Source organism: Pseudomonas sp. AB39(2026), from assembly GCF_059831485.1.
The window spans coordinates 3788337-3809800 of sequence record NZ_CP195212.1; the positions used below are offsets into that span (position 1 = coordinate 3788337).

At 56.7% G+C, this 21464-nt stretch carries 20 protein-coding genes and 2 pseudogenes; 13 read left to right on the forward strand and 9 right to left on the reverse strand.

What is annotated here, in order from left to right:
* The first annotated feature begins 33 nt into the window (after nt 1-33).
* Nucleotides 34-2169 carry a peptidase domain-containing ABC transporter gene (locus ACSAMW_RS17390; protein ID WP_500591354.1) on the forward strand — a complete coding sequence of 712 codons (2136 nt, stop codon included), beginning with the start codon at nt 34-36 and terminating at the stop codon, nt 2167-2169.
* The gene (locus ACSAMW_RS17395) at nt 2166-3578 is read left to right on the forward strand and encodes an HlyD family type I secretion periplasmic adaptor subunit (RefSeq protein WP_500591355.1); all 1413 of its coding nucleotides are present in this window, start codon (nt 2166-2168) and stop codon (nt 3576-3578) included. Before ACSAMW_RS17390 ends, ACSAMW_RS17395 begins: the two co-directional genes overlap by 4 nt.
* A gap of 34 nt (nt 3579-3612) precedes the next feature.
* Here ACSAMW_RS17395 and ACSAMW_RS17400 read toward each other — a convergent pair.
* A pseudogene (locus ACSAMW_RS17400) lies at nt 3613-3723 on the reverse strand (LysR family transcriptional regulator); the annotation flags it as partial.
* A gap of 286 nt (nt 3724-4009) precedes the next feature.
* Here ACSAMW_RS17400 and ACSAMW_RS17405 point away from each other — a divergent pair.
* The 3 genes from ACSAMW_RS17405 to ACSAMW_RS17415 all read left to right on the forward strand — a co-directional run bounded on the left by ACSAMW_RS17405 (nt 4010) and on the right by ACSAMW_RS17415 (nt 6677).
* The gene (locus tag ACSAMW_RS17405; RefSeq protein ID WP_500591356.1) at nt 4010-5137 is read left to right on the forward strand and encodes a tyrosine-type recombinase/integrase; all 1128 of its coding nucleotides are present in this window, start codon (nt 4010-4012) and stop codon (nt 5135-5137) included.
* A gap of 144 nt (nt 5138-5281) precedes the next feature.
* Nucleotides 5282-6151 carry a ParA family protein gene (locus ACSAMW_RS17410; RefSeq protein WP_500591357.1) on the forward strand — a complete coding sequence of 290 codons (870 nt, stop codon included), beginning with the start codon at nt 5282-5284 and terminating at the stop codon, nt 6149-6151.
* A gap of 1 nt (nt 6152) precedes the next feature.
* Nucleotides 6153-6677: a hypothetical protein gene (locus ACSAMW_RS17415; RefSeq protein ID WP_500591358.1), complete on the forward strand. Its 525-nt coding sequence runs from the start codon at nt 6153-6155 to the stop codon at nt 6675-6677.
* Nucleotides 6678-7028: 351 nt separating this feature from the next.
* Here ACSAMW_RS17415 and ACSAMW_RS17420 read toward each other — a convergent pair whose 3' ends face one another.
* Nucleotides 7029-7655, reverse strand: coding sequence for a recombinase family protein (locus ACSAMW_RS17420; RefSeq protein ID WP_500591359.1), 627 nt, complete (start codon nt 7653-7655; stop codon nt 7029-7031).
* 316 nt (nt 7656-7971) lie between these two features.
* On the opposite strand from ACSAMW_RS17420, the gene ACSAMW_RS17425 reads away from it, so the two are divergent.
* Nucleotides 7972-8670, forward strand: coding sequence for a hypothetical protein (locus ACSAMW_RS17425; RefSeq protein WP_500591360.1), 699 nt, complete (start codon nt 7972-7974; stop codon nt 8668-8670).
* A complete protein-coding gene (locus tag ACSAMW_RS17430; protein WP_500591361.1) occupies nt 8654-9136 on the forward strand; it encodes a TIGR02391 family protein in 483 nt (160 codons plus the stop codon). The genes ACSAMW_RS17425 and ACSAMW_RS17430 overlap by 17 nt, the downstream gene beginning before the upstream one ends.
* Before the next feature lie 73 nt (nt 9137-9209).
* On the opposite strand, the gene ACSAMW_RS17435 is transcribed toward ACSAMW_RS17430, so the two are convergent.
* Nucleotides 9210-9458, reverse strand: a complete 249-nt coding sequence (locus tag ACSAMW_RS17435) for a helix-turn-helix domain-containing protein (RefSeq protein ID WP_500591362.1) — start codon at nt 9456-9458, stop codon at nt 9210-9212.
* A gap of 235 nt (nt 9459-9693) precedes the next feature.
* Between ACSAMW_RS17435 and ACSAMW_RS17440 the strand changes: the two genes are divergently transcribed.
* Nucleotides 9694-9879, forward strand: a complete 186-nt coding sequence (locus tag ACSAMW_RS17440; RefSeq protein WP_500591363.1) for a hypothetical protein — start codon at nt 9694-9696, stop codon at nt 9877-9879.
* A 324-nt stretch (nt 9880-10203) separates the two neighbouring features.
* Here ACSAMW_RS17440 and ACSAMW_RS17445 read toward each other — a convergent pair whose 3' ends face one another.
* From ACSAMW_RS17445 to ACSAMW_RS17460, 4 genes and pseudogenes are all read right to left on the reverse strand, one after another.
* Nucleotides 10204-10935: a hypothetical protein gene (locus tag ACSAMW_RS17445; protein WP_500591364.1), complete on the reverse strand. Its 732-nt coding sequence runs from the start codon at nt 10933-10935 to the stop codon at nt 10204-10206.
* Between the two features lie 185 nt (nt 10936-11120).
* Complete coding sequence (locus ACSAMW_RS17450) at nt 11121-11747, reverse strand: hypothetical protein (RefSeq protein WP_500591365.1); 627 nt, start codon at nt 11745-11747, stop codon at nt 11121-11123.
* A gap of 374 nt (nt 11748-12121) precedes the next feature.
* Nucleotides 12122-12261, reverse strand: a pseudogene (locus tag ACSAMW_RS17455) (site-specific integrase); the annotation flags it as partial.
* A 110-nt stretch (nt 12262-12371) separates the two neighbouring features.
* On the reverse strand, nt 12372-13319 hold the full coding sequence (locus ACSAMW_RS17460; protein WP_500591366.1) for a LysR family transcriptional regulator: 948 nt from the start codon (nt 13317-13319) through the stop codon (nt 12372-12374).
* Nucleotides 13320-13629: 310 nt separating this feature from the next.
* Between ACSAMW_RS17460 and ACSAMW_RS17465 the strand changes: the two genes are divergently transcribed.
* The gene (locus tag ACSAMW_RS17465) at nt 13630-15156 is read left to right on the forward strand and encodes a CoA-acylating methylmalonate-semialdehyde dehydrogenase (protein WP_500591367.1); all 1527 of its coding nucleotides are present in this window, start codon (nt 13630-13632) and stop codon (nt 15154-15156) included.
* Nucleotides 15157-15165: 9 nt separating this feature from the next.
* Nucleotides 15166-16053 carry a 3-hydroxyisobutyrate dehydrogenase gene (gene mmsB / locus ACSAMW_RS17470; RefSeq protein WP_500591368.1) on the forward strand — a complete coding sequence of 296 codons (888 nt, stop codon included), beginning with the start codon at nt 15166-15168 and terminating at the stop codon, nt 16051-16053.
* Here the strand turns inward: mmsB and ACSAMW_RS17475 are convergent.
* Nucleotides 16038-16361, reverse strand: a complete 324-nt coding sequence (locus ACSAMW_RS17475) for a putative quinol monooxygenase (RefSeq protein ID WP_500591369.1) — start codon at nt 16359-16361, stop codon at nt 16038-16040. The genes mmsB and ACSAMW_RS17475 overlap by 16 nt on opposite strands.
* 152 nt (nt 16362-16513) lie before the next feature.
* Here ACSAMW_RS17475 and mdaB point away from each other — a divergent pair, with 152 nt between their 5' ends.
* From mdaB to ggt, 3 genes are all read left to right on the forward strand, one after another.
* Nucleotides 16514-17098 (forward strand): NADPH:quinone oxidoreductase MdaB, encoded by a 585-nt coding sequence (gene mdaB / locus ACSAMW_RS17480; RefSeq protein ID WP_500591370.1) that lies wholly within the window; start codon nt 16514-16516, stop codon nt 17096-17098.
* 20 nt (nt 17099-17118) lie between these two features.
* On the forward strand, nt 17119-18015 hold the full coding sequence (locus ACSAMW_RS17485; RefSeq protein WP_500591371.1) for a LysR substrate-binding domain-containing protein: 897 nt from the start codon (nt 17119-17121) through the stop codon (nt 18013-18015).
* Nucleotides 18016-18107: 92 nt separating this feature from the next.
* Nucleotides 18108-19775 (forward strand): gamma-glutamyltransferase, encoded by a 1668-nt coding sequence (gene ggt, locus ACSAMW_RS17490; protein ID WP_500591372.1) that lies wholly within the window; start codon nt 18108-18110, stop codon nt 19773-19775.
* Between the two features lie 52 nt (nt 19776-19827).
* Here ggt and ACSAMW_RS17495 read toward each other — a convergent pair whose 3' ends face one another.
* Nucleotides 19828-21411 carry an aldehyde dehydrogenase (NADP(+)) gene (locus ACSAMW_RS17495; protein WP_500591373.1) on the reverse strand — a complete coding sequence of 528 codons (1584 nt, stop codon included), beginning with the start codon at nt 21409-21411 and terminating at the stop codon, nt 19828-19830.
* Between the last annotated feature and the right edge of the window lie 53 nt (nt 21412-21464).

The window sequence follows — 21464 nt, forward strand, 5'->3', positions numbered from 1 at the left end:
TTTACACACGGCGCCTTTCACCTGGTTTTTCTCATGAACAGTCATCCTGCTATTGAGCATGGGGTGGATACAGCGCTGTGGGCGTTGGTTCAGCTGGCTCGCCATTACCGCATCCCCGCCTGTGCCACCCAGCTTGCGCACGAACAGGGTGAGCACGGCCACGCACTGAATGATGACCAGCTGCAGTTGGCTGCCCGGTCACTAGGGTTTGATACACGCATCTTGCACAGCACTCGCCCTGTGCGCCGGTTGCCTTTGCCCGCCATAGGGCGTGATCGCCGTAACCACGCCTATATCCTGTGGCGGCAAGTAGGCGACAAAGTATGGATTCAAGGCGCCAATGATCCTGAGCCCTTTGCAGTGAGCCATACAGGTTGGCGCAGCCGCAGTAACGGCCGGGTGCTGTTGGCTCGGCCTGTCGCCACGCAAACGGTGGCCTCGTCCCAAAACGGTTTTCAATGGTGTTGGCCAGTCCTGCGCAAGTACCGCCACCACGTGCTGCGCGTGCTGGTTGCCGGGGTCGGCCTGCTGGCCTTTTCAATGGTCACGCCGCTTTTTTTCCAAGTGGTTATGGATAACGTACTGGTCCACAACAACCTGTCCACGCTCCAGGTTGTAATGCTTGGGTTGGTGGCGACCCTGCTGTTCGAAACGGCATTCAGCGCAGCCCGATACGGCGTGTTTGCTTACCCGCTGGCGCATATAGACGCTGAGTTGAAGGCCGCTTTGTTTAACCACGTAGTGGCCCTTGCCCCTGGTTTTTTCTCAGTAAGGCCTATTGGAGATATTGCCTCGCGCTTGCGTGAACTGGACACCGTTAGGGATTTTCTCACCCATCACTGCCTGGCCGTGGTGCTCGATGGCCTGTTTTCCTTTGTCTTTCTGGCCATCATGTTTGCCTACAGCCCAGCGTTGACGGCCGTGGTAGCAGCCTCATTAGTGGCCTATGGCGCCATTGCGCTGGTGTGGGGGCCTGCCTTGCACAGGCAAGCCACCGGCGCTCAGGCCTTGTCGGCGGATAACCAGGCCTTTCTTGTTGAAAGCGTCAATGCTGTGCGCACCCTGAAAGGCTTGGCCGCTGAACGCTGGAGCGCGGCGCAGTGGGACGACCGGCTGACCCAGGCCACCCTGGCGCAGCGGCGCTTGGGCTTGTCCGCTGCGTCGGCCCAAGAAACCATTGGGCTGGTGGGCAAGCTCGTGACTGCAGCAACGCTGTGGTGGGGCGCGCAGGCGGTGATGTCCGGCGCCCTGACCGTTGGAAGCTTCATTGCATTCAACCTGTATGCGGCACGGGTAGCACAGCCCGCCCTGCGTATGGGCCAGGTGTGGGGGCAGTACCAGCAAACCAGGGTTGCCCTCCAACGCCTTTCGGTGATTCTGCAAGCACCTGTGCAAGTGGCGCCCGGCGCAGTACCTGTACCTGCACTTAGCGGCCGCATTGACGTGGATTCCGTGTGTTTTCGCCATGAGGCAGATGGGCCCTATGTACTGAACCACCTTAGTTTTTCGGTCCCTGCGGGCCAATGCATCGGCATCACGGGGCCTTCCGGCTCTGGCAAAAGTACCGTGCTCAAGCTGCTGCTAGGGTTTGCCTCGACTGCCAAAGGCCATATCCGTATGGACGGCTACGACATCGCACTGGCGGACATTGCAAGCGTGCGCCGGCAAGTGGGTGTTGTGATGCAGCACCCCTTTCTGTTCCAGGGCACCGTGCATGAAAACATTGCGCTAAGCCTGCCGGGCGCGAGCAGGGCACGGGTGATACAGGCGGCGCAGTTGGCAGGTGCTCATGGTTTTATCCAGCGGCTGCCCCAGGGGTATGACACGCGCCTGGCCGAAGCAGGTAGCAACCTCTCAGGCGGCCAGCGGCAGCGCTTGGCCATCGCCCGGGCCTTACTGCCTGAGCCGCCTGTTCTGATTTTCGACGAAGCCACCAGCGCGCTGGACAGTGAAGCCCAAGCGCACCTGCAATCCGCGCTGCCCGCTATTTGCCAGGGCCGGACGGTGATCATGATCGCCCACCGCCTCGAAACCCTCCAGGGGTGTGATCAGTTACTGGTACTTGATAAGGGGCAGGTGGTAGAGCAGGGAAGGCCGAGCGATTTGGCGCTGTTACCCCAAGGGCATTATGCGCGCCTGTTACGGCTGCAGCAGGAGGCCGGGGCATGAGGCGTTGGCGAACCAGGTTGCAACGCTATAGGTCGGCCTGTCGCGGTGCCTGGCAGCACCGGCGCCCTGCCAATATTGGGCACACCCCCGAGTGGGCGTTCATGGCCCCTGTGCTTGCCTTGCAACACCGGCCGCCGCCCGCGTTTCCCCGCTTGCTGCAGGGGCTGATCCTGACGGTTCTGGTGGGTGCAGTGGTGTGGGCAAGCGTCAGCCACATTGATGTGGTTGCCAGCGCTACAGGGAAAATCGTGCCTAACGGGCGAAGCAAAGTCATTCAGCCCAGCGAGACGGCTGTGGTCAAGGCCATTCACGTTCAGGACGGGCAAACGGTTGTCAAAGGCCAGGTGCTGATCGAGCTGGAGGCCCGTGGCACTGCAGCTGACCTGGCACGGCTTGAAGCGGACTTGTTATCTGCACAGATCGATGCTGCCCGTGCAGCCGCCATGATCGCCAGTGTGGACCACGTGCAACCGCCAGCCCTGCCTGTTGAGGCGTTGGCAGGGGCTGACGCGTTGAAACGGCAAGCCGTTCAGCGCTGGCTGGAGGGCCAGTACCTTGAGCTGCGCAGCCAGCTGGACCAGGCCGACGCAGACATTGCGCGCGCGGGGTTTGAGCGGGATTCCTTGGCTGTCTCCATCCGGGCTTTGCAGGAGGCGATTCCCATCGCCCGGGAGCTGGCCGAAGACTACGCGGCGCTTCTGGCCGAGCAGGCCGTTGCAAAGCACCACTACCTCCAACGCAAGCAGGAATACCTGCAACAGCAGCGGGAGCTGGAACAGTTACGGGCCCGTCGCAAGGAAATTGCCGCCGCCCTGCAAGCGACCACGCACCGGCGCATGAGCATCCTGGCGCAGCACCGCCGCAGCATGCTGGATTTACAGCAGGACGCGGCGTTGCGGGCAAATGCTGCAGAACAGGAGTTGAAAAAAGCCCACCTGCGGCACGGCCTTCGCACCCTGGTAGCGCCCGTGGACGGCACCGTGCAGCAGTTGGCTGTCCACACCCAAGGCGGTGTGGTGACCGAAGCGCAGGCCTTGATGGTGATCGTGCCGGCAGACCAGCTCATGGAGGTGGAAGCCTTCCTGCCCAACAAAGACATCGGTTTCGTGCAAGCGGGGCAGCCAGCACAGGTGAAGGTCGAGACGTTCAGCTACACCCGCTATGGGCTGGTAAAGGGCGTGGTTAGCAGCGTTTCACACGATGCCATCGAGGACCCGCAGCGTGGCCTCACGTATGCCGTGCGTATCAGGCTGGACAGCCACCTGCTTGAGCGCAGCGGCGCACCACCCCTTGCCTTGGCCCCCGGCATGGCCGTCACCGCCGAAATCACCACTCGGCAACGCAGGCTGATCAGCTATTTCCTTACGCCGTTGGAAGTTATGGTTCGTGAAAGCCTTCATGAGCGTTAGTAATTGCGCTATAGGCGGCCAAAGCTCGCTCCCATTACTCGCCCATCAAAAACCCCCGCCTGGCCTCCGTCTCCGCCCGGATGTAATCCCACAGCAGGGTAATCCGCTTGAGCTTGCGCAAATCCTCCCGGCAGTACATCCAGAACGACAAGAAATTCAGGTTAACCCAATGAATACGGGGGCTAACCGCCATGAACACCCTTGCAGAGCATCGTCCTGTTACAAGTACTGTCACAAGATTTGCCGTGTGCCTGAGGCCGACAACGAGGCTCGCTAAGCCCTACCACTACAGACGCAATGGCATCTACTACCTGCGCCTCAGGTCAACGGGTAGTGCGGTTGAGGCTGCATCGGTTCCGCTTAAGACCAGTAACAGACGGGCCGCTATGGACGCATCTGAGCTGCTTTCGGGGCTCGTCCGGGCTTTCCATATGGATAACCCTGATTCTCCATGGAGCGAGCTGAAGGAGTATTTCCGCGTAGTATCGGTGGAGTTGCTTGCATCCACGCACGCTGACAGTTCAAGTCATTTGTGGGGCGGATTGCACGCTGATGCGACCAATCGGACCCTTGACCATATAAGTCACTCGGCAGGTCCCGTGAATTACCTGAGAGACGGTTTCCGGTCTCAATCGGTTGTGGAGCCACCACTGGTCTTTGAGAATCTTTCGAGCCTCTATTTGGCCGACCGTGCCGGAGAACAGAAGCCCACCACGCTCAGCTCCACCAAGTTCATCCACGGGGTCCTAAGCGAAGTACTGGGGCAATTGGACCTCAGGACGCACAGTCGTGAGGACCTCGTAGCCTTGAGGGAACAACTGGCAGCCACACGTAAGCCATCAACGGTAAATCAGATGCTGATGAAGCTGTCGGCGGTTTTGAAGTGGGCATTGGAGAACGGGCACATCGAGAAGTCTTTCGACAAGAAGCTGAAGTTCACCAAAGGTCTTGAGTCGAGTCGTAAGGTGTTCTCTCACGCTCAGGTGGGTAAGTTGATGAGCTACGCTAACAACCTCCCAGAGACCTTATGGAAGCGTTGGTTGCTTAGTCTCGGGATCATCACTGGCGGGCGACTCAATGAAATCTCACAATTGAGCGTTGGTGACGTCCAGACCCTTGAATCAGGTGTAACCGTCATCCACATAAATGAATCAGGTGAGGGGAAGTCGATCAAGAATAAACGCAGTGAGCGGATGGTGCCGTTAACAGACGGAGCTTACGGATTCGACCTCGCTGCATTCTTGAGGTACGTCGATGTGTGCTGTCGCAGCGGGCGTGGATCGTTGGCACAGATCGGGTACAGACCATCAGGCGAGTGGGTCAACCAGCAGGCAATCCCAGCGGCTCTCGTGGATTCCTATGAACGAGGTTTGGTGTTTCACTCATTGCGTCACTCGCTGGCGTCACTGATGCAGGTCAAAGGTGTCCCGACGACTCACGCTCAGGCTGTTATGGGGCAGGCTTCAGGTACGATTACCTTTGACACTTATGGCTCTGGAGTACCCGTAGAAACCATCGCAAAGCTGCTCAAGGAGCTTTTCGCGGCAACAGTAGGTTGAGACCGCTCCGCCAGCTAACAGCCGTAGCTGGGTAGTTGCTTTCCCACGGCTTTTCTTTCGGCATTCCTTGATCTAGTCAACCTGAGCCCTCTCAGACATAATCACGATAGTCGCCCTTAGCCATAAGGAAATGGGGTGTGACTGATGGATGTCGAGGTTGATGTGGTAGCGATTTCTGTAAGCTTGATCAATATGAAAGGCGGGGTGGGCAAAACTACTCTTGCTGCACAATTGGCTCATGCTGCCGATAGGAAGAATCTTAGAACTCTCGCGATTGATTTGGACCCTCAGTCAAATCTAAGTCAAGCTATAATGGGGGCAAGAGGTTATGTCGAGCATCTTAATAAAAAAAGGCCGACAGTAGTTAATTTGTTTGAGCAGTACCTTCCGCCTACTATCAGTTCGCCTAGTCCTAAGAAAGTTAGTATTGATGACGTCATCATCAAAGAGGCGGGCTACTGGAATGGGACAACACTTGACCTTATTCCCAGTCGTCTAGAGTTATCAAACACTCTGAAAAATCCCACTGGTAAAGAGCGAAAACTCGCTAAAGCTCTAGCGTCGGTTAGTGATAATTACGACCTGATACTTATTGATTGTGCACCAACTGAATCCATTCTCACGGATGCTGCATATCATGCTAGTCGTTATGCGCTTGTTCCTGTAAAGCCTGAGTTTTTGGCTACCATTGGTCTACCATTGCTTGCTAATTCGGTTGTTCAGTTCAAAGAAGAAAATAGTGATCATGCTTTGGATATATGTGGGATAGTGTTTAATCATTCCTCATCTTACTCGGATGGTCCAGAAACCAATGAGTCAGTCGCGGAGGTAATGGAGGAGGCGGTTAAACATTCTTGGCACGTTTATGGAACCCATGTTAGATATTCGCGGTCTTACGCTAAGGCGGCTCGTGAAGGCACTCCAATTGGGTCTACGAGCTATGTAAGAGGAAATGTTCAACAGCAGTTTGCCTCTTTTTCTGACGAGTTTTTCAAATCGATAGGTTTTAAATAAAATGACAGCCAAAGAGCTCGTAGATATTGATGTTAGTTTGATTCTGCTCAGGTATGGCAGGGCGGCTGTTTTGAACGCAATAGCTCATCGGGTTGGCGTGTCTGAAGAAGAGTTGGTTGGAGAGATAGAGAGACTTCGTGTTGCGAAGGAAGTTTCGATAGCTAAAAAGAAAAAGTTGGGTGGTAGGTTTAATTTGGAGCCTATTCTTGTTGGGAATAATGAGAAGGCTGAGTGCCTTAATAACCTTTCGGAGCGATTTGATAATCGAACTTTTCTTCCTGAGCTAAAAGATTTGAAGCGTTTTTTTGAGCGGCATGGAAGTTCTGCATCAAGTATTAAGTCTCGTGCAAGTGCTCAAACTAAGCTTTTCAGGATGTTGGCTACATTCAGCAAACGGGACCTTGAGAAAATTTTGGCTGAAGCGCCCGATAGGCCTAGGGTTTCTTCCTTGGGGCTGATTTCTGATGAGATACTGGGACGTAGTAGGAAAAGCGGGCCTCAAAAAGAAGATGTTACAGATAAATGACATTTCGCACGGGTGTCAAATGCGTCGTCGTAGGAATTATGATGTGAGAGTGATTGAGGTTTAGTAAATTCTTGCCCCCGCGCCGCGAGAGTCATGTACTTTTTTGGGGGGGGTGATTCAACTCCGGGAAAAATAACGATTGGGGAAGGTGGTTTTGCTAGTGCTATCAAGTGGCGAATAGCGGCCTCAGTCTGAGCCGCCCAAAGGGGAACCAAAAATAAGTTGGTCCAATGCTACCCCAATCGTGATGATGCGTGATGGCGAGCCTCAGGCGGCTTGTAGTGTTGGGGTTTAACCGTTGCGACGTAATAGGTGCAGATGTCACACGATGTCCCAAGAGCAGAAACGACATCAGACTGTCTCTGTTTCTCGCTTTATCCGGTAAACGGTAGCAACGCCACAGTCAGCTAGCTTGGCAAGCTGATCAGCAGACATGGTTGGATGCTTCCGCATCAGCGCCTGTACCTCAGCCCACTTGGCAGCGTTCCTGCCTTTGCCTGCTGGCTTCCATTCAGGATCAGCAGCCTTCTTGTTTTCCAACCCTTGTTTGATGCGTTCCACACGCTTCTCTTGATCCAGTCGTGCCATGGTTGCCATCAGATCAATCAACATGTTGTTAATCACATCCATGATTTGCCCAGTGATCCCTTTCGCTTCAACCAGCATATGACTGGTGGGCAGGTCAGCCACAACCAAACGAAGTCCTTTGGCCTTGATCGTGCCCTTTAGAGTGTCCCAGTCAGCTTGTGAGAGGCGGCTCAGGCGGTCTACAGACTCAACCAATAGCACGTCCCCACTTTCGGCAGTACCCAGCAGAGCAAGCAACTCAGGACGGTTGAGCTTGGTGCCACTGATGCTTTCTGCATACACGCCAACGATGTTCAAACCCTTCTCTACAACGAACGCTTCCAAGGACGCCTTGGCACGATTGGCATCTTGGTCTTTGGTCGAGGCTCGGAGGTAAAGGTGGGCATTCATGGCGGACTATCCTTTGCTATTGAATTCGATAGAACAATGATAGTTTAATCGTATATCTATCCACAATAGGTATTTGATAGCGACTCATGAGCGGCTACGGGACTACGGGATAGGTCTACTTTTTTGATAGCGATTATTGCCGAAGCTTTTGGATTTTCGGCCTAGATGACTTCGGTGTTTGAGTCCACTGATTCCAAGGCTGAGGCGACGCTTTCGTTGGCGTCTACCGAATCTCCTGCCTTTTTCATCACGCTGGACACTTGATGTGGTTGCAGGTAGCGTCAGCTCACTTAGTCGAGATGACAGGAATACAATCATGGCAGATAGGCACCCGTACTCCGGTATTGCAGGGCTGACACAGACCGTTACTCAGCTCAGAAAATCGTTCCCTGTCCAATTTGGCGCAGACACGATGAAAAAACTAGGGATAGCACCTAACAACGAAAGCTATGTATTGAACACGCTGCGATTTCTTGGTGTGCTCGATGAGGATGGGAAAAAGGGGCAAAAAGTTGGTTCCGTCTTCAGTCAGCACGAAGATGATGAGTTTCAGCGAGGTTTCTCGGAAATCGTCTCTTCAGCTTATAGCGAGCTTTTTGAGTTGCACGGAGAGGGCGCTTGGACGCTACCGTTGCCCAAGTTAATCGCTTACTTCAGGCATACAGACAACACTAGCGACATTGTAGGAAAGAAGCAGGCCGCGACATTCCAAGCACTTGGTGTGCTCTCCGGTAAATTGGATGGGAACGTACGGACGCCCACACCTAAATCGAAGACGAGCGACACATCCGCTCCTACTCGTACAGTACGCCCTAAGCCTGCTAAAGCTACTCCGCAACTACCTAAAGCCGAAATCCCCTTGCCCATTCAATCAGCTACTCCGGTACCTCAGTCTTCCGCCATGGCGCTTACCGTTAGGGTAGAAATTAACCTACCCGCTGGTGGTGACCAAGAGACCTACGACCGCATCTTCAAAAGCATTAGAGAGAATCTGCTGAATGGCAACATATCTTAATCTCTTCGAAGAAATAGTCCGCAGGACGACAGGGGCGTCTTGCGGCGAAAGTGAGGTCCAAAATATTTTCCTGCATCCATTTGAGCTAAGAAATATTCATCAAGCTCTTTATGGGAAGGTCAAAAAGCTTTTCGACAATGGTCACTGTGCAGAGTCTACCTTCGAGGCATTTAAGCTTATAGATAAGCTTGTGCAGCGATTATGCCAAGTGGATGAGTCGGGCTTTAAGCTCATGATGAATGCCTTTAATGATAGTAAGCCACTACTCACTCTTGCCGACTTATCGACCGCAAGTGGCCGAGATGAGCAGAAAGGTTACAGCTTTCTTTTCAGTGGAGCAGTGATGGCCATTCGAAACCCCAGAGGGCATGAGATAAACCTCAGTGACGATCCAGACACCTGCTTAGATCATCTTGCATTCGCCTCTCTGTTGCTTAGAAGGCTGGAGCAGAGTGGTTTTTCCTGAGTGCAAAGACCACTTATTTCCAGCAGCACATGCTGCGTAAGTCCAGCACCTCAACCCGGCAACCGCCGCTCGATCAATTCTCTTCCAGAGATCGTTCAAACTCAGCGACCAATTCTGCCAGACCAATGCCGAGAACCTTGCACAAATCGCGGAGCTGAACAATATCCAACCGGCGTGTCCCGCTTTCAACGTCACTCATGAACGACTGTGGACGCCCCAGAGCCTTTGAGCACTGTACTTGAGTTAGTCCAGCCGCCTTCCTGTGTTTCTTCAGTAGGGTCAGCAGGACTGCGTGTTCGGGTTTGTAGATCGTCTTAGGCATGGTTGGCACTGCGAGATGAGCAGCTTCCAACCTATATCTGGTTTTCAGATATCTGAATTTGGGATATTGTTGTCGCTACCTGCCATACCCAAGGAACGCTTGATGAACACCTTTACTCGCTTGGTGTGCCTGCTGCCCGTGATCTCATCTCCAGCAATGGCCGACACCTACCCCAAAACGGACACTCGTCGCAGGCTCAATGGTCTGCTTCAAGGCTGGTGACTGGACTAAGATGGTGGAAGCGTCGCTTGATCAAGATGAGGATGAGGCTGGCCGCCTGATTGAGTCAGGTAAGTGCAGAACAATCTCAACTGCAACCAAGGTGAATTTCATCGAAGGTCCCAAGGACGGAGACAAGTCAGCATTGATTCAGCTACCAAGCGGCAAGACTGCCATGACAGCCAATGGTTGGTTGCGTTGATTTCTGTCCGAGAACTGACCTGAATCAACCACCTCGCTCCAATCGAATTGAACAAGGACGAACACGAACGATCAGCTCTACTATCTGACCAGTCAAAAGAGAAAGACCAATCACATCTTGCACCTACTGCTTTGCATTCCGACTTGCGGTCTGTGGATATTCATCTGGGGCATAACCATGCGTAGCAATGATTGGCACAACAGAAAGATTGACAAACAAATCAAGCAGATGATGAGCAAACGGTAAGGTTGGAACTCATTAAATTCAGTCTGTTGTACAAGAGAATAGGAGCGAAAGCTGTGCACGCTATCGCTCCTTTGCTAGCTAGTGTTGATACTGGAACGTAGAAATCATCGCGTCAGCATTGGACCGAAGTCGATCAGCGTACTTAATCAGTGCTCGTACAACACGGAGATCAGGCGCAATCTCTCGCAGGTAATCACGAAGATGATCGTCAATCACATCAGCTTTCATTCTCTGCCAGTCGCAGTGGGCTTCCAGTGCACCTGTTCTCCATTCTCCGATGTGGCTCGAACCCTTATGCATTACCTCAGCTTGGAATCCGCCACCAAACATAGTTACACCCGGATACCCTGATCGAGGTGTTTCTCTCCGCCATCGCACTGCCATATTAATGGTCGGAGGTACGAAGCAGCAGGTATCGGGGCTGTAGACTCTGTTACCCAGTACAAGAATATCTTTGTCCAACTGGTAGGCGATGATAGAGTTCTGGTCAAACCAGACCTTGAAGTCAGAATACCTATGCCAGCACGGCGCTACGGTGCAATCAGTGTAGGTTGCACGAGACCTTGTTGAGTTTTCGTTATAGCAACGATCAAGCATTCCTTCCCAAACGTTGTACGACCAATCGTTTGTATCCGGATCGCCTGTAAAGTCATCTATGCCCACACCGAACAACAAATCACTTTTCAATTTGTTGGAGACTGGTTTTGGTATCGTAAAGGCTATTGGTGCGTAGTCTGGGGTTCGTGATCTTGAACCCTTACCACGAGAAGGAAGGGTTTCTGTTGCTTGTGTTTCGTATGTTATGAACATATGGACTCCTTGTTGTATTGTGGGTGTTATTCCTCTTTTGTTTGATTGAGGCATGTTCGACATGCCCACCGAAAGGTCTTTCTATATTAATAGAGGTCTTTGTTAATAGGGCTTTTCACAAGCCCTTGTATTACGTGGCTTGCAGGCGACTTCTTGCGTAGTTTTTTCTAAAAAGTTACGTGAAGCTACGCTGCGATCCTGAACGTAGTCTTGGCAGAATTAGGCTTGTCGGTTGCAAGATTCAGATACCAGTGCTTCATGTACCGCTCCTGCGCGTGACCATCGCCCCGGAAGATCAACCTAGGATTAATCGCTAGCTTGATCTCGCCCTTGCGAATATCACCTTTCCTTGATGTGCTGATCCGTACCATATTGGCATCGACCAATGTGTTCAGCTTCTTCATCAGATTCGATTCTGTCGTGCTCAGTGCTTTCGCCAAATCAGCTTGAGGCATGATGATGACGTTATGGTACTGAACCAGTTCATGCAGGGTGCTGAGGGTGTTCATCATCGGCAGCGTGATACGACAATCCACGCCTGTACGGCGCCACACGCCGTGGGCAATGTCTTGTGCGTCGATCAGTGGGTGCAGCGTATGTGAAGGCAGCTTGCGTCGGTCAACGTGCTTCAAAAACGCATTGAGATCGTCAGCACTCCGACACTTGCTCAGTCCAGGCTGGTGATCAGGGCGTTCGTAGAAAACCGAGCACTTGTCGTCGTAGCCGAAGATTTCGCCGGTTGTTGGACTGATCAACAGTCCATCGACGTGAAGGAAGGGTGTTGCGGTAAAAGCAGGGCAGTCGAGTGCCATTGTTCATTCTCCTGTTCAAGTTCGTTTTGATAGGCGTTACCTCGGGTATTGCCGGTTTGGTTTGGTAAATCACAGGTGTTAAAAAGCCCCCTTGCAAGGCACCTGTTCGGTGGTCGCGACGGAGGCTTCTACGATGTCTGTCTACCTGCTGGGTAGGGCGAGGAGTATACACGATTTCGATGATCGGTCAAGATCAGCTATTGACTTTTGCGACGGCCCGTTTTCAAAAAAACTGTTTTCCAAAGCGGAGAACGGGCATTGCTTAGTCCAGACCACTCATTCGCTCCGTAAACGTTGGTTTGAAATGAAGAGTAGCTGGACAGCATCGGTTTGAAGGCAAGTCTGAACCGGGGTTTATCGATGGTTATTAGGGGTTATTGAATGTGCGTCAACGCCTCGGCCATCGCTTTGATTGGAGCCCTACTCCGTAGATGCCAAAGGTGACAGAGCTGTCTTCATGGCCCACCAATCGCTTGATCAATGCATCTTGGACGCCATTATCACGGAGGTCATCGAAGCGAATGTCCTCCGGTGTTACAAATCGTGTATCAACCCCCGTCACAAAAGTTGGCAACGACCCGCTACCTCGTTACGATGGGCCACCCTGATTTCTTGTCGGACAGATCACTCAGCAAACCTCATCTCCCGCGTTTGCCCCATCAACAACCCTTGGTTCTGCTCCGTCACCTCACGGATGTAATCCCACAACAACGTAATCCGCTTCAACTTGCGCAAATCCTCCCGGCAATACATCCAGAACTGCCGCGTGACCGACACCTGCTCGGGCAGTACCGGCACCAGCTCAGGCGCTTCACACGCCAGGAAGCAGGGCAGTATGGCCAACCCATGCCCCTGGCGCGCTGCGATCATCTGGGCCACAACGCTGGTACTGCGCAGCCGTGCGTTGGCCGTAGGCAGCAGGTGGCTCAGGTACAGCAGCTCGGCGCTGAAGGCCAGGTCGTCCACGTAGCTTACAAAGGGGTGCCCGGCCAATTGCGACACGTCAGTGATAGGCGGGTGGCGGGCCAGGTAGTCAGCAGTGGCGTACAGTTGCAACCGGTAGTCGGTGAGTTTGCAGCACACATAAGGGCCATGTTCGGGCCGCTCCAGGGCAATCACGATATCGGCCTCGCGTTTGCTCAGGCTGATGAAGTGGGGCAGCGGCAGAATGTCGATGGAAATGGCCGGGTAGGCCTCCACAAAGCGGCTAAGCACGGGCGTGATAAAGAAACTGCCAAACCCTTCGGTACACCCCATGCGCACATGCCCGGACAACGCCAGGCCCGAGCCGGTCACTTGCTCGCAGGCCATGTGCAGCGTGCTTTCAATGGACTCGGCATACCCCAGCAACCGCTGCCCTTCTGCTGTGAGGCTGAAACCGTTGGTGCGGGACTTCTCGAACAGCAACGTGCCCAGGGAGGCCTCAAGGGCGGTAATTCGGCGCGACACCGTGGTGTAGTCGACCCCCAACCGCTTGGCCGCGCTGCTGGCTTTGCGCAGGCGTGCCACTTCCAGGAAAAACTTGAGGTCGTCCCAGTTCAGGCTTGCCAGTGACGTGATGTGTTTCTGCATGATGGTCTGGCTTATATCTGCGTTCTTGTTGGAATTTTGCCTACCTATACTGGACCTAGGCTGCCAGTGCCACCCCTACCAAGGGCGTATGCCCTAGGCTGCGTACGAAAAGTCCTGACACTCGGTGATGCTGCGTTGAAAGCAGGTGGGGCCGCCTAGGCTCGGAATGCTCATTTACAATCAGTAAACCCGAGTGCGGGCCCAGTCCGCTTCCTCGCCTGTTTTCGCCTTGCCTGCGCGGCCCGGCCTGACCTTCGCGTCAAAACTTTTCGTACGCAGCCTAATAACAACAATGACGATGGAGGTTTACATGAATGCGTCCCTACCAGGCGACGGTGCACGGGTTGAGACAGTCAAGCTGCTGATCGACGGGCAATGGGTAGATTCCCAAAGTGGCGATTGGCAAAACGTGGTCAACCCCGCCACCCAAGAAGTGCTGGCTCGGGTGCCTTTCGCCACCCCTGCGGAAGTCGATGCCGCCGTAAGCGCCGCGCAAGCGGCCTTTGCCACCTGGCGCACCACGCCCATTGGCGCCCGCATGCGCATCATGCTCAAGCTGCAGGCGCTGATCCGCGAGCACAGCAAACGCATTGCCGCGGTATTGAGTGCCGAGCAGGGCAAGACCCTGGCCGACGCCGAAGGCGATATTTTCCGGGGCCTTGAAGTAGTGGAGCACGCCTGTTCGGTCGGCAGCCTGCAGTTGGGTGAATTTGCCGAGAATGTGGCTGGCGGTGTGGACACCTACACCCTGCGCCAACCCATCGGTGTGTGTGCCGGTATCACGCCCTTTAACTTCCCGGCCATGATTCCGCTGTGGATGTTCCCCATGGCCATCGTGTGCGGCAATACCTTTGTGCTCAAGCCCTCCGAGCAGGACCCGCTCTCCACCCTGCTGCTGGTGGAGCTGGCCCTGGAAGCCGGTGTGCCGGCAGGGGTACTGAGCGTGGTCCACGGCGGCAAGGAGGTGGTAGACGCCCTGTGCACCCACCCCACCATCAAAGCCGTGTCGTTCGTAGGCTCAACGGCCGTGGGCACCCATGTGTACAACTTGGCGGGCCAGCACGGCAAGCGCGTGCAAGCCATGATGGGGGCGAAAAACCACGCGGTAGTGTTGCCAGACGCGAACCGTGAGCAAACCCTCAATGCCTTGGTAGGCGCGGCGTTTGGCGCGGCTGGGCAACGTTGCATGGCGACGTCGGTGGCGGTCATGGTGGGCAATACCCGTGAATGGATACCGGACCTGAAGGCACTGGCGCAGCAATTGAAGGTAAACGCCGGCAGCGAGCCGGGCACGGACGTAGGGCCGGTGATCTCGACCCGGGCCAAGGCACGAGTCGAAGCCTTGATCGAAAGCGGCGTACAGGAAGGCGCCACGCTGGAGCTGGACGGGCGTGGCGTGCAGGTGCCGGGCTTCGAGCAGGGCAATTTCGTGGGGCCCACGCTGTTCAGCGGCGTGACCACGGACATGCGTATCTACACCGAAGAGATTTTCGGGCCCGTGCTGGTGGTGCTGGAGGTGGCCACCCTGGACGAGGCCATCGCCTTGGTGAACCGTAACCCCTTTGGCAATGGCACAGGGCTGTTCACGCAAAGTGGCGCGGCAGCGCGCAAGTTCCAGAGTGAAATCGACGTGGGCCAAGTAGGCATCAACATCCCCATCCCAGTACCGGTGCCGTTCTTCAGCTTTACGGGTTCACGTGGGTCCAAGCTGGGCGACCTGGGGCCTTACGGCAAGCAAGTGGTGCAGTTCTACACCCAGACCAAAACCGTCACGGCCCGCTGGTTCGACGATGCCAGCGTGAACACGGGCGTTAACACCACCATTCATTTGCGCTAAGGGGTTGTCATGAAAATCGCCTTTATCGGCCTGGGCAATATGGGCGCGCCCATGGCCCGCAACCTGATCAATGCCGGCCACAGCCTGGTGCTGTTCGACCTCAACCAGAGCGTGCTAGGCGAGCTGGGCCAGTTGGGCGCCGAGGTGGCAACGTCCCCCCGCCAGGCTGCCCAGCAGGCAGAACTGGTGATCACCATGCTGCCCGCGGCCGCCCACGTACGTGCCGTGTTCCAGCAGGAAGATGGCGTGCTGGGGGGTGTTCGTGCCGGTACGCCGGTGGTGGATTGCAGCACCATCGACCCGCAGACGTCCCGCGACCTGCACGCTGCGGCGGCGAAGCAGGGCGTGGACTTTGCCGATGCACCGGTGTCAGGCGGCACCGGTGGGGCCCAGGCGGGCACTCTGACATTCATGGTAGGCGCCAGCCCGGCATTGTTCGCCACCTTGCAGCCGGTGCTGGCGCAGATGGGCAAGAACATTGTGCATTGCGGGGAGGTGGGCACGGGGCAGGTGGCGAAAATCTGCAACAACATGCTGCTGGGCATTTCCATGATTGCCGTGTCCGAAGCCATGGCCTTGGGTAACGCCTTGGGCATTGATACGCAGGTGCTGGCCGGGGTAATCAACAGTTCCACCGGCCGGTGCTGGAGTTCTGAAGCCTATAACCCCTGGCCAGGCATTGTGGCCACAGCGCCTGCCAGCCGGGGCTACACCGGCGGTTTCGGTGCGCAGTTGATGCTCAAGGACTTGGGCCTGGCCACAGAGGCCGCGCGCCAGGCCAAGCAGCCCGTAGTGATGGGGGCGCTGGCCCAGCAGCTGTACCAGGCCATGAACCTGCGGGGTGATGGTGGGCTGGATTTCTCCGCCATCGTGCAGGGGTATCAGGCCGCTGAGTGAGTGGAAGAGGCTGGGCTGAGCATGCGAATGGTCTGAACCTTCAGGTCCTGCTCCAAGTAGTCCATGCGCTGCTCGGCGAAGGCTGTCATGTGGGGCAAGGCGGCATGCACGTCCAGCGCGGCCTTGCTGGCCCACACTTCATAGAAGATGAACAGGGTTGGGTCCTGTTCATCCTGCAGCATGTGGTACTCGATACAACCAGGCTCTTCGCGGCTGGCCGCTACATACCCTTCGAACAGTGCCTTGAAGGCTTCTGCTTTTTCAGGGCGGGTTTTGGCGGTGAGGATGAATGCATAGGGGGTGCTCATAAGGTGCCTCCAATGAAGAGATGGTTAGCCTGGCGCAACAATACCTAAAACATTCGTGCATCGGCGGAACAAGCCAATTGCGTGAACCTGCCTTTTTCCAAGCGCTCATGGCCGTTAACCTGCGCCCATTCGAAACGATTGAGGTGCAGTACATGAACGTGCTTTTACTGAATGGCGGCAAGCGATTTGCCCACTCCGATGGCCGCTACAACGAAACCTTGCATGAAGCCGCCCTGGCCTGGCTACGCCAAGCGGGCCACACCGTGAACGATACCTTTATCGACGGTGGTTATGACACCGCCGCTGAAGTGGAGAAGTACCTGTGGGCAGATGTGATCATCTACCAGATGCCCGGCTGGTGGATGGGCGCGCCCTGGACGGTCAAGCAGTACCTGGACGAGGTCTTCACCCAAGGCCACGGCAGCCTGTATGCAAACGATGGCCGCACCCGCTCCGATGCGTCTCAACGGTACGGGAGTGGGGGGTTGCTGCAGGGCAAGCGCTACATGATTTCCGCCACCTGGAATGCGCCGCAGCAGGCCTTTGACGACCCGGCGGACTTCTTTGAAGGCAAAGGCGTGGATGCCGTGTATTTCCCCTTCCACAAGGCCAATGAGTTTCTGGGCCTGGCTGCCTTGCCCACCTTCCTGGCTGTGGATGTGATGAAGCGGCCCAACATCGAAGCCGACGTGGCGCGCTATCAACAGCACCTGGAGACTGTGCTAAAAGGGCTGTGAACCACAACAGAGCCACCTATGTGAAAGCCCGGTCCGACGAACTCCAGCTGTTTATCGCAGTGATCGAAAGCGGCTCCCTGTCAGCCGCCGCCGAACAGGCCGGGCAGTCGCCCTCAGCGGTAAGCCGAACCCTGGCGCGGCTGGAAGGCAAGCTGGGCACCACCCTGATCAACCGCACCACCCGGCGCATGAGCCTGACCGAGGAGGGCAAGTACTTCTTCGAGCGGGCCAAGGCCATTCTTCAGGACATGGAAGCGTTAGAGGAACACCTTGCCCTGCGTCAGCAGGCACCGTCTGGCCGGCTGCGTATCAACGCGGCGTCACCCTTCATGCTGCATGCCGTGGTGCCCCACGTGGCCGAGTTCCGGCAGCGCTACCCCGATATCGTCCTTGAGCTGAACACCAACGACCTGATCATCGACCTGCTGGAGGAGAACACCGACGTGGCGATTCGCATCGGTGCGTTGGCGGACTCGACCCTCCGCGCCCGCTACCTGGGCAGCAGCCCGCGCAATGTCCTGGCCAGCCCGGCGTACCTGAAGCGCCAGGGCGTGCCTGTTGAAGTGGACGACCTGGCAAGGCATTCCTTGCTGGGCTTCACCCGTAACGAAGGCCTCAACCAATGGCCTTTGCACCACGCCGGGGGCGACCGCTTGCCCATCAACCCGGCGGTGTCGGCCTCCAGCGGCGACACCCTGCGCGAGCTGGCGCTGGCGGGAGAGGGCATCGTATGCCTGTCCCACTTCATGACCCACCACGACATTCAGCAGGGCCGTCTGCGCGTGCTGTTGGCCGAACACAACAGTGGCTACCCGCAGCCCATTCATGCGGTGTACTACCGCAATACGCAGCTGGCGCTACGCATACAGTGCTTCCTGGACTTCATGCAGGACAAGCTCAGGGCATACGCCCGGTAAAAAGCCCCCGCTATGGAAATTGCGGCACTGCTTTGCCCCTGCGCCGTTTATAAGCCTTAATGGGAGAAGGATTTCCCACACAAGGACAACCCATGCGTCTTGTACTGTGCAAAACCCTGCTGTCCACAGCAGTGCTTGTTGTGTCTTCCACTACCTGGGCCAGCGTGCTGCCCGCTGGCGCAGTCGCCTCCCCAGACCGCTACGGCGCGGAAGTGGCCGAGGCCATTCTCAAGCAAGGCGGCAACGCCGTGGATGCGGCGGTCGCGACGGCCTTTACCTTGGCCGTCACCTACCCTGAGGCCGGCAACCTGGGCGGTGGTGGCTTCATGACCTTGTTCGTAAAGGGTAAGCCTTACTTCCTGGATTACCGGGAAACAGCCCCCAAGGCCGCCACCAAGACCATGTACCTGGACGACAAGGGCGAGGTGGTGCCTAACATGAGCCTAGTGGGGGCCAAGGCGGCGGGTGTACCCGGCACGGTCATGGGCCTGTGGGAAGCGCATCAGCGTTTCGGCAAGTTGCCTTGGCGTGACTTATTGATCCCGGCCATCGGCTATGCCAGGCGTGGCTTTATTGTGGCTGAAACCCAGTACCAATACCGTGAAGACGCGTTGGGGCTGTTCAACGGCAGCACCAACTTTGGCGACTATTTCGGCAACCTGAAAACCGGCGAGCGCTTCAAGCAACCGGAGCTGTCGCAAACCCTGCAGCGCATTGCCGACCATGGCGTGAGCGAGTTCTACCAGGGCACCACCGCCAAGCTGCTGGTCGCGCAAATGCAGCACGACAAGGGCCTGATTACAGCAACCGACCTGCGGGGCTACAAGGCCCACTGGCGCGAACCCCTGGCCATCGACTGGCGCGGCAACACAGTGTACACCGCGCCGTTGCCCAGTTCGGGCGGCATCGCCCTGGCCCAGTTGCTGGGTATCAAGGAACGCCGCAGCGAGGACTTCAAAGGCGTGCCGCTGAATTCCGCGCGCTACATTCACCTGCTGGCCGAGATCGAAAAGCGCGTGTTTGCTGACCGTGCCGACTACCTGGGCGACCCGGACTTTAACAAGGTGCCCGTGGCTATGCTTACCGCACCGGCTTACCTGGACCGCCGTGCCGCGGAGGTCAACCCTACCGCCATTTCGCCTACCGACAAGGTGCGCCCTGGCCTGGAAACCCACCAGACCACGCACTTCTCCGTGATCGACAAGGACGGTAACGCGGTGAGCAACACCTACACCTTGAACTTCGACTACGGCAGTGGCGTGGTGGTGAAGGGCGCAGGCTTCCTGATGAACGATGAAATGGACGACTTCAGTTCCAAGCCTGGCGTGGCCAATGGTTTCGGCGTGGTAGGCAGCGATGCCAACGCCATTGCCCCAGGCAAGCGCATGCTGTCGTCCATGAGCCCTACCATTGTCACGCGCGATGGCAAGGTCACCTTGGTGGTGGGCACGCCAGGGGGCTCTCGTATTTTCACAACGGTGTTCCAAGTGCTGAACAACCTGTACGACTATCACCTGTCGCTGGTGGAAGCCGTGACCGTGCAGCGGGTGCACCACCAGTTGCTGCCCAAGGACACGATCTACTACGACGCCATGGCCCCCTTGAAAGGGCCGGCAGCGGACGAACTCAACGCAATGGGCTACACCCTGAAAGACCAGGGCTGGCTGATGGGGAACGTACAGGCCATACGGGTGGATAACGGCACGGTTGAAACCGCGTCAGACCCACGTGGGCGGGGAGAGGGGCGTATCGTTAAGTAGGAGCAGGGTGGCTGCCCCGAAAGGCGGCCACCCGTTCAGCTCAGCTCAGCGCTCAGGCGATGGGCTGGGTGCTCCACTCGCCGTTCACCAGGCGCTGCAGGCCCAATGGGTTGGCGTTTTGCAGGGCTTCAGGCAACAGCGCATCAGGGTAGTTCTGGAAGCAGATCGGGCGCAGGTAGCGGTCGATCGCTAAAGTACCTACCGAAGTGCCGCGTGCATCAGAGGTGGCCGGGAATGGGCCACCATGCACCATAGCTTCACACACTTCCACACCGGTCGGGTAACCGTTCACCAGAATGCGGCCTACCTTGTGCTCCAGAATCGGCACCAGCCACTGGTAAGTGCTCAGGTCCGACTGCTCACCAATCAAGGTTGCCGTCAGCTGGCCACGCAGGCCCAGCAGGGCTTGCTTGAGCTCAGCATCATCCGCCACTTCCACCACCACGGTGGTAGGGCCGAACACCTCTTCCTGCAACAGGGCATCGCCATTGAGCAACAGCGACACGTCAGCCTTGAACAGCTGAGCCTGCGCCTGGTTGCCTTCCTGGGCGTTACCGGCCAAGTGGGTAATGCCAGGGTGGCCGTGCAGGTGTGCCACGCCGCCGCTGTAGCTCTTCAGACCGCCCGCGTTGAGCATGGTCTGTGCCGCCTGGCCGCCGATCTCGGTTTTCAGCGCGTCCAGGAAGGTGGTGAATTCGGCAGATTTAACACCGATCACCAGGCCTGGGTTGGTGCAGAACTGGCCCGCACCCATGCACACCGAACCGGCCAGTTCCTTGGCGACAGTTGCGCCACGGGCTTTCAGGGCCTCCGGCAGCAGAATCACCGGGTTGATGCTGGACATCTCGGCAAACACCGGGATGGGCTCGGGGCGCTCGGCGGCCATCTTGCACAGCGCCGTACCGCCGCCCAGGGAACCGGTAAAGCCCACGGCCTTGATAGCCGGGTGCTTGACTAGGGTTTCGCCTACGCGGTTACCGAAGATCATGTTGAACACGCCCTTGGGCATGCCGGTTTTTTCGGCAGCACGGGTAATGGCGGTACCAACCAGGTCAGCCGTGGCCATGTGGCCGCTGTGGGCTTTTACCACCACCGGGCAGCCGGCTGCGAACGCCGAGGCGGTGTCACCACCGGCCGTGGAGAAGGCCAGGGGGAAGTTGCTGGCACCGAACACAGCCACTGGGCCCACACCAATGCGGTACTGGCGCAGGTCCAGGCGTGGCAGAGGCTTGCGGTCCGGCAGCGGCAGGTCGATGCGGGCACCCAGGTAGTCCCCACGGCGCAGCACTTTGGCGAACAGGCGCATCTGGCCACTGGTACGGCCACGCTCACCCTGGATACGGGCAGCAGGCAAGGCCGTTTCACGGCACACGATGGCCACGAACTCGTCGCCAAGGGCGTCCAGTTCATCGGCTACAGCGTCCAGGAACTCGGCGCGGCGGGCCGGGCTCAGCTGGCGGAATTCTGGGTAAGCGGCGTCTGCGGCTTTGGCAGCAGCGTCCACTTCAGCGTCTGTGGCTTGGCAGAACGCATAAGGCAGGGCCTCGCCGCTGCTAGCGTCTATGCTTTGAAGGCTGGCTTGGCCGGCGGCGCTACGGGCACCGTTGATAAAGTTGTGTCCGAGAACGTCAGGCATTGTTGTCTCCTTGTTCGGTTAACGGTAAGAAGCTTAGGCAATGCCAAGGTAAA

Bases quoted from the DNA above. Each gene is read 5' to 3' on its own strand.
- ACSAMW_RS17395 (WP_500591355.1), top strand. From the start codon at position 2,166: ATGAGGCGTTGGCGAACCAGGTTGCAACGCTATAGGTCGGCCTGTCGC.
- ACSAMW_RS17445 (WP_500591364.1), bottom strand. From the start codon at position 10,935: ATGTTCATAACATACGAAACACAAGCAACAGAAACCCTTCCTTCTCGT.
- ACSAMW_RS17495 (WP_500591373.1), bottom strand. From the start codon at position 21,411: ATGCCTGACGTTCTCGGACACAACTTTATCAACGGTGCCCGTAGCGCC.
- ggt (WP_500591372.1), top strand. From the start codon at position 18,108: ATGCGTCTTGTACTGTGCAAAACCCTGCTGTCCACAGCAGTGCTTGTT.
- ACSAMW_RS17430 (WP_500591361.1), top strand. From the start codon at position 8,654: ATGGCAACATATCTTAATCTCTTCGAAGAAATAGTCCGCAGGACGACA.
- mdaB (WP_500591370.1), top strand. From the start codon at position 16,514: ATGAACGTGCTTTTACTGAATGGCGGCAAGCGATTTGCCCACTCCGAT.
- ACSAMW_RS17465 (WP_500591367.1), top strand. From the start codon at position 13,630: ATGAATGCGTCCCTACCAGGCGACGGTGCACGGGTTGAGACAGTCAAG.
- ACSAMW_RS17415 (WP_500591358.1), top strand. From the start codon at position 6,153: ATGACAGCCAAAGAGCTCGTAGATATTGATGTTAGTTTGATTCTGCTC.
- ACSAMW_RS17450 (WP_500591365.1), bottom strand. From the start codon at position 11,747: ATGGCACTCGACTGCCCTGCTTTTACCGCAACACCCTTCCTTCACGTC.
- ACSAMW_RS17475 (WP_500591369.1), bottom strand. From the start codon at position 16,361: ATGAGCACCCCCTATGCATTCATCCTCACCGCCAAAACCCGCCCTGAA.
- mmsB (WP_500591368.1), top strand. From the start codon at position 15,166: ATGAAAATCGCCTTTATCGGCCTGGGCAATATGGGCGCGCCCATGGCC.
- ACSAMW_RS17420 (WP_500591359.1), bottom strand. From the start codon at position 7,655: ATGAATGCCCACCTTTACCTCCGAGCCTCGACCAAAGACCAAGATGCC.
- ACSAMW_RS17405 (WP_500591356.1), top strand. From the start codon at position 4,010: ATGGATAACCCTGATTCTCCATGGAGCGAGCTGAAGGAGTATTTCCGC.
- ACSAMW_RS17425 (WP_500591360.1), top strand. From the start codon at position 7,972: ATGGCAGATAGGCACCCGTACTCCGGTATTGCAGGGCTGACACAGACC.
- ACSAMW_RS17435 (WP_500591362.1), bottom strand. From the start codon at position 9,458: ATGCCTAAGACGATCTACAAACCCGAACACGCAGTCCTGCTGACCCTA.
- ACSAMW_RS17390 (WP_500591354.1), top strand. From the start codon at position 34: ATGAACAGTCATCCTGCTATTGAGCATGGGGTGGATACAGCGCTGTGG.
- ACSAMW_RS17460 (WP_500591366.1), bottom strand. From the start codon at position 13,319: ATGCAGAAACACATCACGTCACTGGCAAGCCTGAACTGGGACGACCTC.
- ACSAMW_RS17410 (WP_500591357.1), top strand. From the start codon at position 5,282: ATGGATGTCGAGGTTGATGTGGTAGCGATTTCTGTAAGCTTGATCAAT.